General features: G+C 70.5%; 11 protein-coding genes. 4 read left to right on the forward strand and 7 right to left on the reverse strand.

The annotated features are described in order from the left end of the window. Positions 1–463 precede the first annotated feature (463 nt). The 3 genes from HNR30_RS40475 to HNR30_RS40485 all read right to left on the reverse strand — a co-directional run bounded on the left by HNR30_RS40475 (position 464) and on the right by HNR30_RS40485 (position 4903). Complete coding sequence (locus HNR30_RS40475; RefSeq protein WP_181615475.1) at positions 464–3328, reverse strand: vitamin B12-dependent ribonucleotide reductase; 2865 nt, start codon at positions 3326–3328, stop codon at positions 464–466. Beyond that, entirely contained in the window at positions 3325–3807 is a 483-nt protein-coding gene (gene nrdR, locus HNR30_RS40480) for a transcriptional regulator NrdR (protein ID WP_181615476.1), read from the reverse strand. Before nrdR ends, HNR30_RS40475 begins: the two co-directional genes overlap by 4 nt. 295 nt (positions 3808–4102) lie before the next feature. Continuing rightward, positions 4103–4903 (reverse strand): LysM peptidoglycan-binding domain-containing protein, encoded by an 801-nt coding sequence (locus tag HNR30_RS40485; protein WP_181615477.1) that lies wholly within the window; start codon positions 4901–4903, stop codon positions 4103–4105. A 221-nt stretch (positions 4904–5124) separates the two neighbouring features. Between HNR30_RS40485 and lexA the strand changes: the two genes are divergently transcribed. After that, on the forward strand, positions 5125–5832 hold the full coding sequence (gene lexA / locus HNR30_RS40490) for a transcriptional repressor LexA (RefSeq protein WP_220134560.1): 708 nt from the start codon (positions 5125–5127) through the stop codon (positions 5830–5832). 65 nt (positions 5833–5897) lie between these two features. On the opposite strand, the gene HNR30_RS40495 is transcribed toward lexA, so the two are convergent. Beyond that, entirely contained in the window at positions 5898–6950 is a 1053-nt protein-coding gene (locus HNR30_RS40495; RefSeq protein ID WP_312895001.1) for a MalY/PatB family protein, read from the reverse strand. A 44-nt stretch (positions 6951–6994) separates the two neighbouring features. Then, complete coding sequence (locus HNR30_RS40500) at positions 6995–7540, reverse strand: TetR/AcrR family transcriptional regulator (RefSeq protein ID WP_181615478.1); 546 nt, start codon at positions 7538–7540, stop codon at positions 6995–6997. A gap of 79 nt (positions 7541–7619) precedes the next feature. Between HNR30_RS40500 and HNR30_RS40505 the strand changes: the two genes are divergently transcribed. The 3 genes from HNR30_RS40505 (at position 7620) to HNR30_RS40515 (ending at position 8900) form a co-directional block, all read left to right on the forward strand. Beyond that, a complete protein-coding gene (locus HNR30_RS40505) occupies positions 7620–8012 on the forward strand; it encodes a nuclear transport factor 2 family protein (RefSeq protein WP_181615479.1) in 393 nt (130 codons plus the stop codon). A gap of 30 nt (positions 8013–8042) precedes the next feature. Next, on the forward strand, positions 8043–8513 hold the full coding sequence (locus HNR30_RS40510; RefSeq protein ID WP_181615480.1) for an SRPBCC domain-containing protein: 471 nt from the start codon (positions 8043–8045) through the stop codon (positions 8511–8513). 99 nt (positions 8514–8612) lie between these two features. Next, a complete protein-coding gene (locus HNR30_RS40515; protein ID WP_181615481.1) occupies positions 8613–8900 on the forward strand; it encodes an excalibur calcium-binding domain-containing protein in 288 nt (95 codons plus the stop codon). A 300-nt stretch (positions 8901–9200) separates the two neighbouring features. Here the strand turns inward: HNR30_RS40515 and HNR30_RS40520 are convergent, their stop codons facing one another. Together HNR30_RS40520 and HNR30_RS40525 are read right to left on the reverse strand one after the other, a co-directional pair. After that, the gene (locus HNR30_RS40520; protein ID WP_181615482.1) at positions 9201–12380 is read right to left on the reverse strand and encodes a S41 family peptidase; all 3180 of its coding nucleotides are present in this window, start codon (positions 12378–12380) and stop codon (positions 9201–9203) included. Between the two features lie 163 nt (positions 12381–12543). After that, positions 12544–15642, reverse strand: coding sequence for a S41 family peptidase (locus HNR30_RS40525; protein WP_181615483.1), 3099 nt, complete (start codon positions 15640–15642; stop codon positions 12544–12546). Positions 15643–15727: the final 85 nt, after the last annotated feature.

Below are 15727 nucleotides of genomic sequence, written 5' to 3' on the forward strand. Positions count from 1 at the left end.
AGGCGCGAGGTCGACCGACTCGCTGAGTCGCGAAAGCGGCCCGGGCCGCCGAGTCACCCCATCCGCAGAGGCATCCGACCAGCAGAGGTCTGCCCGAGTCCAGCTGAAGGTCATCCACGGCTGCCGAGTCACCCGAAGCCTCCGAGATCGCCCCAAGCGGCCACCCAAGCCGCCACTCGACGCCGCCGTCTCAAGCCGCCGTCTCAGGCCGCCCGACCCTGCCAACCGACTCGCCCACAGCCCTGACTCCACCAGGCCCTCAACGGATCCCCGCCTCCGTAGAGGTCACACCCCCATCGCCAACGGCTCTTACCCCTGCCCAGCCCCGCGCGGGTTGCAGATGGCCGAAGGCTATCTGCCCCGGGGGTGTGGGGGTGGGCCGAAGGACCACCCCCACTGGACACAGCCCAAGCCCGACAGCGCCGAAGGCGCCGCCGAGCGAGGACCATGCCGTTGAAGGGGGCTAGCTGCAGCCCGAGGTGGAGCCGCAGCCCTCGCACACGTAGCAGCTGCCCGCGGGCCGCATCTTGGTGCCGCAGGTCATGCAGAGCGGCGCGTCGGCGACGAAACGGGCGTGGCTCTCCAGCGTCAGCTCCTTGGCCGCCGAAGCAGGAGCCGCCGCGGTGGCGCCTCCGGTGGCGCCGGTGGGGGTCTCGCCGGTGGCCTCGGTGATGGCCTTCGGCTTGACCTCGATGGGTGCCGACTGGGCGAGCGCCTGTGTGTCGACCGCCGGGGCGGGGTCTTCGCCGCGCTGCTGGGCGGCGCGCTCGGCGGCGGAGAAGATGCCGAGTGCGGCGCGCTCGTCGAACGGCAGGTGGTCGAGCGCCAGGCGACGGAAGATGTAGTCCATCACCGAGGCGGCCATGCGGACGTCGGGGTCGTCGGTCATGCCGGCGGGCTCGAAGCGCATGTTGACGTACTTGCTCACGTAGGTCTCGAGCGGCACGCCGTACTGCAGGCCGATCGAGATGGCGACGGAGAAGGCGTCCATGATGCCCGCGAGGGTGGAACCCTGCTTGGACATCTTGAGGAAGACCTCGCCGAGGCCGTCGTCGGGGTAGGACGAGGCGGTCATGTAGCCCTTGGCGCCGCCCACGGTGAAGCGGGTGGTGGTGCTGGGGCGGGAGTTGGGTAGGCGGCGGCGCGTCGGGCGGTTGATCTCGACGACCTTGATCTCGGGCTCCGCGACCGTCTCGGTGGCGGCGGTGGCGGGGGCGGCCTCGGTCTTCTTGCCGCCGGCCGACAGCGGCTGGCCGACCTTGCAGTTGTCGCGGTAGACGGCCAGGGCCTTCAGGCCGAGGCGCCAGCCCTCCATGTAGACCTGCTCGATGTCCTCGATGGTGGCGGACTCGGGCAGGTTGACGGTCTTGGAGATGGCGCCCGACAGGAAGGGCTGGGCGGCGGCCATCATGCGGACGTGTCCCATGGGGGCGATGGAGCGCTCGCCCATCGCGCAGTCGAACACCTCGTAGTGCTCCGGCCGCAGGCCGGGGGCGTCGACGACGTGGCCGTGCTCGGCGATGTACTCGACGATGGCCTCGATCTGCTCCTGCTGGTAGCCGAGCTGCTTGAGGGCGCGTGGGATGGTCTGGTTGACGATCTGCATCGAGCCGCCGCCGACGAGCTTCTTGAACTTGACCAGGGCCAGGTCGGGCTCGATGCCGGTGGTGTCGCAGTCCATCATCAGGCCGATGGTGCCGGTGGGGGCGAGCAGCGAGGCCTGGGCGTTGCGGTAGCCGTTCTTCTCGCCGGCCTTGAGGCACTCGGACCACTGCTTGGACGCCTCGGCGTGGATCTTGCCGTCCATGGTGCCGATGGTGCGGAGGTTCTCGTTGGCGGCGGCGTGCTTGCGCATGACGCGCTTGTGGGCGTCGGCGTTGCGGGCGTAGCCGTCGTAGGCGCCCACGACGCCGGCGATCTCGGCGCTGCGGCGGTAGGACACGCCGGTCATGAGCGAGGTGATCGCACCGGCGACGGCGCGGCCGCCGTCGGAGTCGTAGGCGTGGCCGGTGGCCATGAGCAGCGCGCCGAGGTTGGCGTAGCCGATGCCGAGCTGGCGGTAGGCGCGCGTGGTCTCGCCGATCTTCTCGGTCGGGAAGTCGGCGAAGGTGATCGAGATGTCCATCGAGGTGATGATCAGCTCGGTGAGCTTGACGAAGTTGGCGACGTCGAAGCTGTTGTCGTCCTTGAGGAACTTCAGCAGGTTGATCGAGGCCAGGTTGCAGGAGGAGTTGTCGAGGTGGACGTACTCGCTGCAGGGGTTGGAGGCGGTGATGCGGCCGGACTCGGGTGTGGTGTGCCAGTCGTTGATCGTGTCGTCGTACTGCACGCCCGGGTCGGCGCACTCCCAGGCCGCCTTGGCCATCTTGGTGAACAGGTCCTTGGCGTCGATGGTCTCGATGACCTCGCCGGTCAGGCGGGCGCGCAGGCCGAACTTCTCGCCCTTCTCCACCGAGCGCATGAACTCGTCGGAGACGCGGACGGAGTTGTTGGCGTTCTGGTACTGGACGGAGACGATGTCCTTGCCGCCCAGGTCCATGTCGAAGCCGGCGTCGCGCAGCGCGCGGACCTTGTCCTCCTCGCGCGCCTTGGTCTCGATGAACTCCTCGATGTCGGGGTGGTCGACGTCGAGCACGACCATCTTGGCGGCGCGGCGGGTGGCGCCACCGGACTTGATGGTGCCGGCGGACGCGTCGGCGCCGCGCATGAAGGAGACCGGGCCGCTGGCCGTGCCGCCGCTGGAGAGCAGTTCCTTGGAGGAGCGGATGCGCGACAGGTTGACGCCGGAGCCGGAGCCGCCCTTGAAGATCACACCCTCTTCCTTGTACCAGTCGAGGATCGACTCCATGGTGTCGTCGACGGCAAGGATGAAGCAGGCGCTGACCTGCTGCGGCGACTTCGTGCCTACGTTGAACCACACGGGGGAGTTGAACGCGAACACCTGGTGGACCAGGGCGTGCTTCAGTTCGTGGTCGAAGATCTCGGCGTCTTCTTCGGTGGCGAAGTAGCCGTTCTCGACACCGGTCTTGGTGTACATGCCCACGACGCGGTCGACCAGCTGCTTGAGCGACCATTCGCGCTGCGGGGTGCCCACCGCGCCGCGGAAGTATTTGGTCGTCACGATGTTCGCGGCATTGACGGACCAGAAGTCGGGGAACTCCACACCCCGCTGCTCGAAGTTGATCGAGCCGTCGCGCCAGTTCGTCATGACGACGTCGCGGCGCTCCCAGGTGATCTCGTCGTACGGGTGCACGCCGGGCTTGGTGAAGATGCGCTTCATCTTCAGGCCCTTGCCGGCCTTCTTGCGTGCAGGCACCGTCTCCGTCATTGCAAGTCCCCCTTCACGACCCCTTGGGCCGAATCCTTCTCCGCCTTCAACTGTTCGATCTCGGCCTCGAAGTCCGCCAGGCTCTCGAAACCGCGGTAAACCGATGCGAACCGTAGGTACGCCACCTCGTCCAGCTCCCTCAACGGGCCGAGGATCGCCAGCCCCACCTCGTTGGAGGGGATCTCGGCGACGCCCTTGGCCCTGATGGCCTCCTCGACCTGCTGCCCGAGCTGGGCCAGCGAATCCTCGCCGACCGGCCTTCCCTGGCAGGCCCGCCGTACGCCCGCGACGACCTTGTCTCGCGAGAACGGCTCGGTCACGCCACTTCGTTTGCTCACCATCAGCAGGACCGTCTCCTGTGTAGTGAAACGTCGCCCGCACTCAGGACATGTCCTGCGCCGCCTGATCGCTCCGCCGTCGTCGGTGGAGCGGCTGTCGATGACCCTGGTGTCAGGATGGCGACAGAACGGACAGTGCACGCCTCGCCTCCTAGGCACGGGGTCGCGAATCCTTTGCACACAGCCATGCCGTGGTCACGGAAACACAAGTTGTGGTGAACTACATCGGTGTAACTACTAGATGTTGTGGTCCAACCGTAGAACTGCGGGACGGTGATCGCAACTTGCCCGGCCCCTAAGGGCCGAAGTCGCTGATCAGCACGGCGTGTCGCCTCCGGACGGGCGCGCCGCCCTCCTGGAGGACGGAAAACGGCCCACGCGGCGGTCACGGCCGCGGGACCGTCGAAGCGTGATCAGGTACGGCAGAAGCCGGACATCACCGTACGTGAGGCAGATACAGCCGCATTCCCGGCCGGATCAGCGAACTGTCGAGGCCGTTGAGCGACATGATCCGCCCGGCCACCGCATCGGGGTCGGACCCAGGGCCCGCCACGGTGCCGGCGATGGCCCACAGCGTATCGCCCCCCTTGACCTCGACCCAGGCCAGCCCGCCGGTGTCGGGCACCGACGAGCCCTCGGCCGCGAAACCCGCCGCCCTGGTGCCGAGCCAGAACCCGGCGAGCGCGAAGAAGGCGAGCACGAGGACGACTACGACCCTGCCGCGCCTGGTCAGGCGGATCTGGGTCGCCGAGCCCCCGGCCAGGCGGACCCGGCCCGCCCGCGCGCTCGCGGCGACGGGCACCGGCGACAGCCGCCTGGGCCGCGCCCCCTTGCCACGCCTGGGCGCCGACCCCGCGGCCGCCGGGCTCCTCCCCCGCGCTCCTCCACGGCGCGCACCCGGCGTCCCCCCGCCGGAGAGCACGCTCTCCCCCACCTTCACCACGAGCCCACCATCCCCCGAACCCCGGCGGCGCCCCCCGCCTGCCGTCCTGCCTGCCGTACCGTCCGCCGCACCGCCGGACCCCTTCACGACCGACCCGATGCGCACCCCCTCGGCGCCGCCCCCGCTCCCCTCGCGAGGCGGCGGCACCAGTCGTAGCGCCGGGCCTCCGGGACGGCGCCTGGCCGTACGCGGGACCCGCGTGTTCGAATGCCGCTCCTCCCGGGTGGCATCCGCGATCAGAGTGAGGCCGGACGCCTCATCGCCGGTGATGTCCGTCATTGTGGTCGTCCGCATGTCTGGCCTCCCGCCCCTTCACGGCCTGAAAGGCCGAACAAAGATCGGCGAATCGAACACGATGTCGATCGAACTCCCGTACGATGGTCTACCACAGGCGGCCGACATTTTCGAGGAACACTCGAACAATTGTTTGAGGTTGATCTTCGATGGCGATATCGTCGCTGTGTGCGACATCAAAACCACGGACCGGAAGGTCCGCCGGTGAGGAGGAAGAGGGCATGAGCGAGCACGATGATGCCGGCGGGGCCAGCGACCTCGCCCTGCGCAGGCGTGACTCCCTGGGCCTCACGCCCAGGCAACGCAAGATCCTTGAAGTGATCCGCGACTCGGTCCAGCAGCGCGGCTACCCGCCCTCCATGCGCGAGATCGGCGAGGCCGTCCAGCTGACCAGCACCTCCAGCGTGTCGCACCAGCTCACCGCGTTGCAGCGCAAGGGCTACCTGCGGCGCGACCCGCACCGGCCGCGTGCGCTCGAGGTGCGCCTTCCGGGCGAGCCCGTCCTGTGGGTCGACCCCGACGCCGAGCACGACGAGCCCGCGGTGAGCCGCCCGACGGCGGCCTACGTGCCGCTCGTGGGCCGGATCGCCGCCGGTGGCCCGATCCTGGCCGAGGAGAGCGTCGAAGACGTCTTCGCGCTGCCCAAGCAGCTCGTCGGCGAGGGCACGCTCTTCCTGCTCCAGGTCGCGGGTGACTCGATGATCGACGCGGCGATCGCCGACGGCGACTGGGTCGTGGTGCGCCAGCAGCCCGTGGCGGAGAGCGGCGACATCGTGGCGGCGATGATCGACGGCGAGGCCACGGTCAAGACCTTCAAGCGCAAGGACGGGCACGTGTGGCTCGTCCCGCACAACCCCAACTACGACCCCATCCCCGGCGACGAGGCCAGCGTCCTGGGCAAGGTCGTGGCGGTGCTCAGGCGCCTCTAGTCGCACCCGTGGCCGGTCGTCCGCGCGCGGGCGACCGGCTTCGGCATTCCCTCGTACGGCAAGCGCTACGTCAGCCGCCGCAGCATCTCCTCCAGCACCGGCAGCGACGTGGCGAAGTTCAGCCTGGCGTGGTTCTCCCCGCCGGGGCCGAAGTGCTCCCCTCCGCTCAGCAGCACTCCCGCCTCCCGTTCGAGCCGCTCGGCGTTGCCCGGGCGCCCGAAGTCCAGCCACGCCAGATACGTCCCCTCCGGCACCCGGTAGCCGATCGTGGCGGGCAGCCGCTCGGCGACCACGTGCCTGTTGCGGTCCAGGAGCCGCATCACCTCCTCCAGCCACGGGTCGCCGTGCCTCCAGGCGGCCAGGGTCGCCTCCACCCCGAAGACGTTGGCGTCGCCGTACAGGAAGCCTGGCATCGCCCACACCGCCTTCCGGGTCGCCTCGTGCCCGAAATGGGCGACGGCGCACCGCACTCCGCCCAGGTTGAAGGCCTTGGAGGCCGAGGTGAGGGTGATCGTGCGTTCCGGCAGGAGCGTGGCGAAGGGGATGTGCCGGTGCGGCGCGTAGGTCAGGTCGGCGTGGATCTCGTCGGAGATCACGATCAGGTCGTGCCGCTCGGCCGCTTCGGCCAGCTCGGTGAGCTCGGCGTGCGTGAAGACACGCCCGGTCGGGTTGTGCGGGTTGAGCAGCAGCACCACCGTGCAGGTGGAAAGGTCGGGCAGCTCGAACCTCCAGCTCGAGCCGTACGGCACGGCGGGCACGGGCAGGATCTCCCGCTGCATGCCCGTCACTGTCGCGACGAAGGCGTTGTAGGCGGGGGTGTGCAGCGCCACCCGGTCGCCGGGCTCGGTGACGTGGTGGAGGACCACCTGCAGCGCCTGGTTGAGGTCGGTGAAGGCACGCGCGTGCCCGGGTGAGGGCTGCCAGCCGTATCTGCTGTGCATGCGCTCGGCGAAGGCTTCCAGCAGCACTTCAGGGGCGACGTGCGACTCCCAGCTCGGGTAGCCGAGGTCGGTGGCGGCACGGCGTTCCAGCGCCTCGCGGATGGGCGGCGCGACGGGGAAGTCCATGTCGGCGACCCATGCGGGGATGACGCCCGGTCCAGCTTTGGACCATTTCACACCATCTCGAACTGCTTTTAGATCTTCTGCCCGAAAGGTGTCATTCACCGGTTCAGTCTAGGACTGCCCGCCTTCAGGCCGTCGAGGATGAGATCCACAGCTCTGGGCGCATGCTTGGCGGCGTGTCCCGCCGCGATCATCAGGGCGGTCAGCTCCTGCACCCCCACATCGGGCCGGACCGTCCCCGCGGCCTGGGCGCGAGCCAGCAGCGTGGCGAGGAGCTCTGGCAGCTCGGCGCGGCCTTCCGCGACCGCCTCGTCCACGGAGATGCCCGCCGCGGCCAGGGCGCCCGCGTGGGCGTGCTTGGCGGAGGAGAGCTTCGCCGATCGCCGCAGCAGCGTGAAGAGCGCCTCACGGGGATCCGGCAGGTCGAGCAGCGCCCTCCCCTCGTCGACGAACGCGGCCATGCTGGCCTTGAAAACCTCGCTGACCAGGGCTTCCTTGGTGGGGAAGTGCCGGAACACCGTGCCGATGCCGACTCCCGCCGCCTTGGCGATCTCCTCGGTGGAGACGCCGACACCGGACTGCGCGATCAGCCGCTGGGCTGCCGCGAGCACTTTGGCCCGGTTCTGGGCGGCGTCGCTGCGCATGGCTTCTCCCTTGACAAACGGAGCCGTCACTCCGGATTATCGGAGTGTCCACTCCGTTTCTTGCTTGAGGAGTCTACCCGTGAATGCTCGCTCCGTCCTGATCACCTATCTCGTCGCCGGCGCCGCCTTCGACCGCGACGCCCAGATCGCCCTGCTGCACGACGACGCCGTCCTGCGCCTGCCGTACGCACCGCAAGGCGTTCCCACCGCGTTCGAAGGGAAGGCGGCCGTCGCCGACTTCCTGTACCGGCTCCAGGAACTGGTCACCGCCTCCGGCATCGTCTTCGACCGGGACCAGGCGCGACTCGTCATCCACGAGACCGGCGACCCGGAAGTGGTGATCGCCGAGATCGCGGCGCCCGGGCTGGAGAACCTGCAGATCTTCCGGGTGCGGGACGGGCTGGTCATGGAGATCAAGGAGTACTTCCAGCCCACGTCGGGCGCCTTCGTCGCCAGGGCTCTGGCCGCATAGTTGTCGGTGGCGTCGGCTACCTTCGGCGGCATGTACTCCACACGGGTCTCACAGCTGGTGAACGCCCCACGGGCCGCCGTCTTCCGCGCCCTGATCGACGCCGACGCCATCGCCGCCTGGCGGGTGCCCGAGGGGATGAGGGGGACGGTGCACCGGTTCGAGCCCAGGGAGGGGGGCACGTTCCGCGTGTCGCTCACCTACGAGGTGGAGGGTGCCGCCGGGAAGTCGGGGGCGCACACCGACACCTACCACGGGCATTTCGCCGAGCTCGTCCCCGATGAGCGGGTGGTGGAGGTGCTCGAGTTCGAGACCGACGATCCGGGGATGCGGGGGAAGATGACGATGACGACGCTGCTCAGCGACTCGGGGGGCGCGACGGAGGTGGTCATCGTGCACGAGGGCATCCCGGACGCGGTGCCGGCGGCGGACAATGAGCTGGGGACCCGCATGGCACTGGCCAACCTGGCGGCACTGGTGGAGGGGCGGGCCGAGGAGGGGTGACGGGTGCGGCGACCGGCCGCGGCCAGGTCAATCTTCAGGGGTCAACTCTTTGCCCTTTGCGCCGGTAACGGAGCCGATGGCTGATGCCTAGCGTTGTCTATGGACACCATTTATCTGTTTTCGATCTCGTTGACCGCCTCCGCCGCTATTGCGGGACTTCCGCCGACCAGCGTTGCCACCCAGATCGACCCCGACTGTCGCGACTTCGGCACGCAACAGGAAGCGCAACGCGTGCTCGAAATTGACCCCAGCGACCCCTTTGACCTCGATCGGGACGACGATGGAATCGCCTGCGAATGCAACGAGAACGACGGCACGGGGCCGTGGACGTGGTGTCAGCAGAACGACGGCATCCCGGTGCTGATTCGCCCGCCATTCCGGTCCTGAGCACTTTCGTTCTCAGGACCCGGCCAGACTGCGGCTCTGGTTGCGTTGGAGAAGTCCCTCGCACGGGCCGTCCGCACTCTCGCCTGCGCGCCCATCTGCCGCCACTCGCCCAACGCCATCGCGTCAAGGCCCCTACGCCACCCCGCCCCGCACGGGTTGCAGATGGCCGGAGGCTATCTGCCCCGGGGGTGTGGGGGTGGGCCGGAGGACCACCCCCACACTGGGCACAGCCCGAGCACGACAGCGCCGAAGGCGCCCCCGCGAGGCCCGAGCGGTGAGGGGCGACTGCGGTCGAGAGGGTTACGGCACCGGCGGAAGGTCGGGTGCCGCCACGGCGGGCTTCTCCTGCAGCGCCGCCAGGGCCAGCTCCACCGCCTTCTCCAGCTGCGGGTCGCGCCCCGCGGCCCGATCCTGCGGCGTCATGATCACCTCGATGTCGGGATCGACACCGTAGTTCTCCACCCCCCAGTCGTGCCCCTCGAGCCAGAACGAGTACCGCGGCTGCGTGACGACGGTCCCGTCGACGAGCGCGTACCGCGAGTCGATGCCGATCACCCCGCCCCACGTGCGGGTCCCGATGAGCGGCCCGAGTTTGCGCGCCTTGATGCCCGCGCTGACGATGTCGCCGTCGGAGCCGGCGAACTCGTCGGCGATGGCGACGATGGGCCCGCGGGGCGAGTCGTCCGGGTAGGCCCTGGGCGCGTAGCCGCGGGCGTGCACCCAGCCGGTGACCCGGCGCGACAGCTTCTCCAGCACCAGCTCGGAGGTGTGTCCGCCGCCGTTCTCGCGCAGGTCGACGATGAGCCCTTCCTGGGCCATCTCGGTGTGCAGGTCGCGGTGGAACTGCGCCCAGCCGGGTGAGGCCATGTCGGGCACGTGCAGGTAGCCGAGGCGTCCGCCTGAAAGCTCGTGGACGGCGGCGCGGCGGCCGTCGACCCAGGCGTGGTAGCGCAGCGGCGTCTCGTCCTCGATGGGGGTGACGACGACGCGGCGCACGTCGCCGCCGGAGGCGGGGCGCACGGACAGTTCGACGGGCCGCCCCGCCGTTCCCGGAAGGGAGGCCAGGGGGCCGCGCACGACGTCGACCGGGCGGCCGTTGACGGCGACGATCTCGTCGCCCTCGCGTACGGCGACGCCGGGTTCGAGGAGCGGCGAGCGGGCGTCGTGGTCGGACGATTCGCCGGGCAGGATGCGCGTGATGCGCCAGGCGTCGCCGTCGCGTTCGAGGTCGGCGCCGAGCAGGCCCTGGCGGCGCCTGGGGTCGGCTCCCGAGCCGTTGGGCCGGGCGTAGGCGTGGGAGGTGCCGAGCTCGCCCTGGACCTCCCAGAGCAGGTCGATGAGCTCGCTGTAGGTGCCGATGCGCTCGACGAGGGGCGCGTAGCGGTCGAGCTTGCCCTGCCAGTCGACGCCGTTCATGTCGGCGCGCCAGAAGTGGTCGCGCATGAGGCGGCCGGCCTCGTGGTAGGACTGCCGCCATTCGGCGACGGGGTCGATGGTCACCCCTGCGCGGTCGAGGTCGATGGTGACGGCCTCGTCGCCGTCGCCGGCGGGGCGGGTCTGCAGGCTGCCGTTCTTGCCTCGGTAGACGATGCGGCTGCCGTCGCCGCTGACCTCGAAGGCGTACACCTCCTTGGCCGGTTCGCTCTTGGTGCGCTTGACCAGGTCGTAGCGCTCCAGGACCGGTTCTGGGCGGTCGGTGCCGTCGCCGAGCATGCCGGGCAGCGGGTGGCGCAGCCACAGGAGGGCGTCCTTGGCGGCTCGCAGGTTGCTGTAGGTGCCGGCGGGCACGGGGACCGGGACGATGCGGGCGGCGATGCCGTCGGCGTCGACCTCGGTGGCGGGAGGAGCATCCGACTTCTCGGATTCGCCGGACTTGTCGGAGGGGGCGGAGTCCTCGCCGTTGAAGCCGCGTCCTGCCAGCGAGGGCGAGAACGGTGAGGGCGTGGTGGCCTTCAGCGGCACCAGGAAGGGCTTGGTGCTCTGCGGGAACGACAGGTCGAAGACGTGCGAGTCGTAGACGGGGTCGAAGACCCGCTCCGACAGGAAGACCAGGTGCTTGCCGTCCAGCGTGAACGACGGGCTGGTGTCGGCGAAGCGGCGCGGGGTGACCTCGATGGTCGAGCTGCCGTCGACGCGGCCGAGCTTGATCTGGCGCAGGAAGTACCCGAAGTGCGGGTAGGTCCAGGTCAGCCAGGCGGAGTCGGGCGAGAAGGCGGGCTCGCGGATGTCGCCGTCGGTGGCTCTGTCGATCTCGCGGAGGTCGCCGGTCTCCAGGTCGGCCACGAGCAGGCGGCCGTCGTGCGTGGTGAGCGCGACGCGCTTGCCGTCGGGCGCGACCCGCAGGTCGAGTACGCGGCCGAGCTCGCCGGCGGCCAGGGTGCGGATCTCGCCGCCCGGGGTGCCGATCTCCAGGGCGTCCTCGCCGGTGGCGTCGGAGATCCACACGGCCTTGCCCTCGGCGTCGAGCGGGCGCGGGAGCCGTACGCGGACCCCGTGCTCGGCCCGCAGCACGCCGGCGGGTCCGTCGCGGTGGGTGACCCAGTGGGCGGTGCCGCGGATCTCCACGACGCTCGCGCGGCCGCTCTTGTCGGGCGCGAAGTCGGCGACGCGCGAGGGGGCGGGGCGCTGGGCGCGGGCCGGGCGCGGGCCGCTGAGCCTGATGTCGAGCTTGTACGGCTCGGCGTCGAGGCCGGTGGCCAGCCACAGGTCCCCGCCGTGGCTGTAGATCACCCGCTGCCCGTCGGTGGAGGCGTGGCGCGCGTAGAAGTCGTCGTGCGTGGTGTGCTGCCGCAGGTCGGAGCCGTCGGGCAGGGAGGAGTAGAGGTTGCCGGTGCCGTCGGTGTCGGACAGGAAGGCCAGGCGCCCGCCGACCCACATGACGGCCCAGTGCTGGGCGAGGTTGTCGGCGAACAGCCGGGTGAACTCGCCGTCGCCGGTGTCGTCGACCCAGATCTTGGTGGCGGTGCCGCCGCGGTACCTCTTCCACATGGAGGGTTCGCGCCACACGGCCGAGACGGTGGCGACCTTCGGGCCGCCGCCGGAACCCGTGCCGGAGCGGTCGACCTCCGCCTCGCTGACCCAGCCGTACGGCAGGCGGCTGGAGGGCCCGGCGTCGAGCGGCACGGCGTGTGCCCAGAGCCTGCTGCGGTTGGCCTCGCCGCCGGAGGTCACCGCGATGATGCGGCCGTCGGGGTGCCACCCGCGTACGGCGGTCAGTCCGTTGCCCCAGAACGACAGGCGCTCTCCCGTGCCGCCGTCGAGTTCCGCAGTGAAGACCTCGGGGGCGCCTTCGCGGGTGCTGGTCCAAGCGATCTTGGTGCCGTCCGGGGAGAATCGAGGGTTGTTCACCGCGACCCTGTCCGCGGTGAATCGCCAGGCCCGGCCGCCGTCCAGCGGGGCCACCCAGACGTCGTCGTCGGCCACGAAAGTGACCAGATCTCCGTGCAGATGCGGATATCTCAGGTAAGCGCCATTTGTCACACTCGCACCCTAGTGCGACAAAGGCCGCTCTGGGCTGGGGATTTTCGGCCGCCGGGCACGGATCGGCCGGTGACGACGCACGTCGGGACCGGGCTGCGCTGCGAGCGAACACCGGCCCCGCCCGTCCCACGACGAGCGGGGCCGTACGCGCCGCGAGGAGCGGTCAGGACGAGCGTGGCGCGGGCAGCTCGGGCGGGACGGCCGCGGGCCGTTCGGCCAGGGCCGCGAGAGCCAGCTCCACCGCCTTCTCCAGTTGCGGGTCACGCCCGGCCACCCGGTCCTGCGGGGTGATCACCACCTCCACGTCCGGCTCCACGCCGTAGTTCTCCACCTCCCACCCGTGGTCCTTCAGCCACAGGCCGTAGCGCGGCTGGGTGACCATGAGGCCGTCGACCAGCGCGTACCTCATGTCGATGCCGACGACCCCGCCCCACGTCCTGGTGCCGACGAGCGGCCCGATGGCGCGGTTCTTGATCCCGGCGCTGACGATGTCGCCGTCGGAGGCGGCGTACTCGTCGGTCACCGCCACGACGGGCCCGCGCGGCGAGTGCTCCGGCTCGCGGATCGCCGTATACCCGCGCGAGTGCGCCCATCCGGTGATGGGCCGCGCGATCTTCTCCAGCACGAGGGTCGACAGGTGCCCGCCCCGGTTCTCCCGCACGTCGACGATCAGGCCCTCCAGCCGCATCTCCACGTGGATGTCGCGATGGAAGTTCGCCCACCCGTTGGCCATCATGTCGGGGACGTGCAGGTAGCCCAGCCGCCCGCCGGACAGCTCCCTGACCAGGGCGCGCCGGTTCCTGACCCAGTCGTGGTAGCGCAGCGGCCGGTCGTCGCCGAGCGGCGTCACCACCACCCTGCGGGCCTCGCCCCCTGCCGCCGGGCGCACGGTGAGCTCGACCGCCCGCCCCGCCGTACCGGACAGTGACGCGGCGGGCCCGCGCACGGGGTCGACCGTGCGGCCGTTGACCGCGACGATCTCGTCTCCTTCGCGCACGGCGACGCCGGGCGCGAGCAGCGGCGAGCGGGCCGAGTGGTCGGACGACTCGCCCGGCAGGATGCGGGCGATCCGCCAGGCGTCGCCGTCGCGGACCAGATCGGCGCCGAGCTTGCCCTGACGTCCCGTGGCCTGCGGTTCGATCACGTAGGCGTGCGAGGTGGCCAGCTCCCCCTGCACCTCCCACAGCAGGTCCATCAGCTCGGAGCGGCACCCGATCCGCTCCACCAGCGGCGCGTAGCGTTCCACGGCGGCCTGCCAGTCGACGCCGTCCATGTCGTCGCGCCAGAAGTGGTCGCGCATCAGCCGGGCGGCCTCGTGGTACATCTGCCGCCACTCGGCGACGGGGTCCACGACGATCGTGATCCGGTCGAGCTCGACCGTGACCACGTCGTCGCCCTCGCCCGCCGGCCTGACCTGCAGGCCGTTCCTGCCGCGCATGACGACGCGGTCGCCGCCGACCTCGAAGGAGGTGACCTCCTTGGCCAGCTCGCTCTTGGAGCGTTTGGCCAGGTCGTAGCGCTCCAGCGCCGGCCGCTCCTGGTCGGTGCCGTTGCCGAGCTCGCCGTTGAGCGGCAGCCGCAGCCACAGCAGGGCGTCCTTGGCGGCCCGCAGGTTGCCGTAGCGCCCCGCGGGCACCGGCAGGGCGACCACCCGCTGGTCCAGCCCCTCGGCGTCGACCTCGACCCGCACGGGCTCGTCGCCGCTCTCCTCGGGCTCCCAGCCGCGTCCGAGCAGCGACGGGTCCAGGGGCGAGGGCGTGGTGGCCCTCAGCGGCACCAGGTACGGCTTGCAGCTGTTGGCGAAGCTCACGTCGAAGACCTGCGAGTCGTAGACCGGGTCGAACGTGCGCTCCGACAGGAAGGCCAGGTACCTGCCGTCCAGCGTGAAGGCGGGGCTGTGGTCGTTGAAGCGCACCGGCGTGACGTCGATCGGGTCGCCGCCCTCGACGCGGGCCATCCTGATCTGTTTGAGCCAGTCGTCGTGCGGGTGCACCCAGGCCAGCCAGGCCGAATCGGGCGAGAAGGTCAGACCGGAGACGTCGCCGTAGGCGGTGCGGTCGACCTCGCGGATCTCCCCGGTGTCGACGGTGACGAGCAGCAGCCGTCCGTCGTGGGCGGCCAGCGCGACATGCTTGCCGTCGGGCGCGGCCCTGAGCGCCAGGACCCGGCCGAAATCGCCGCCGATCGTGCGCCGCGGGCCGCCGGGGGCGCCGATCTCCAGCGTGTCCTCGCCGCTCGCGTCGGAGACCCAGACGGCCTTCGCCTCGCCGTCGAGCGGCTGCGGCAGCCGTACACGCACACCCGGCTCGGCACGCAACGCACCGGCCGGGCCGTCGCGGTGGGTGAGCCAGTGGGCGGTGCCCCGGATCTCGACCGTGCTCGCGCGGCCCGCGGAGTCGGGCGCGAACGACTCGATCGTGTTGGGCACGGGCGCGGGCGCCCGCCCGGGACGCGGCCCGGCGAGCGTGATGTCCAGCTTGCGAGGTTCGCCGCCGAGCTCGGTGAGCCAGAGGTCGCCCGCGTGGCTGTAGACGACCCGCCGGCCGTCGGTGGTCGCGTGACGGGCGTAGAACTGCTCGTGGAAGGTGTGCTTGCGCAGGTCGGAGCCGTCGGGCAGGACCGAGTAGAGGTTGCCGACGCCCTCGCGGTCGGCCAGGAAGGCCAGCCGCTCCCCCACCCAGCGGGCGGACCAGTGCTGCGCGGTGCTGTCGGCGAACAGCCGCGTGAACACGCCGTCGCCGCTCGCGTCGACCCACAGCTTGTGCGCCCGGCCGCCGCGATAACGCTTCCAGTGCGACGCCTCGGTGTTGATCGCCGAGACGACCGCGGTCCTGGCGCCGCTGACCGACACGTCGCCGACCCAGCCGTACGGCAGGCGCTCGGCCGCTCCGCCGTCGAGCGGCACGGCATGAGCCCAGGTGCGGTTGCGCGCCGACTGCCCGGTGGAGCTGATGGCGATGACCCTGCCGTCCTCGGTCCAGCCGCGCACGCCGGTGACCTCGTCGCCCCAGTGGGTCAGCCGTTCCCCCGCGCCTGCGTCGAGGTCGGCGACGAAGACCTCGGGAGCACCCTCACGGGTACTGGTCCAGGCGATCCTGCTGCCGTCGGACGAGAAGAACGGGTGCGAGACGGGCACCCGGTCGGCGGTGAAGCGCCATGCCCTGCCGCCCTCCAGCGGCGCCACCCAGACGTCGTCGTCGGCCACGAAGGTGACCAGCTCGCCGTGCAGATGCGGATATCTCAGATATGCACCATTCGTCACAGACGCACACTAATGCGGATCTCCTCCCAAGAGGGTGGCGCTACGTCACGTGGCGCAAGCCGACCGACCGCCAGAGATGACGACG

Origin of the sequence: Nonomuraea soli (genome assembly GCF_013761175.1) — a bacterium.
Lineage (GTDB): Bacteria > Actinomycetota > Actinomycetes > Streptosporangiales > Streptosporangiaceae > Nonomuraea > Nonomuraea soli.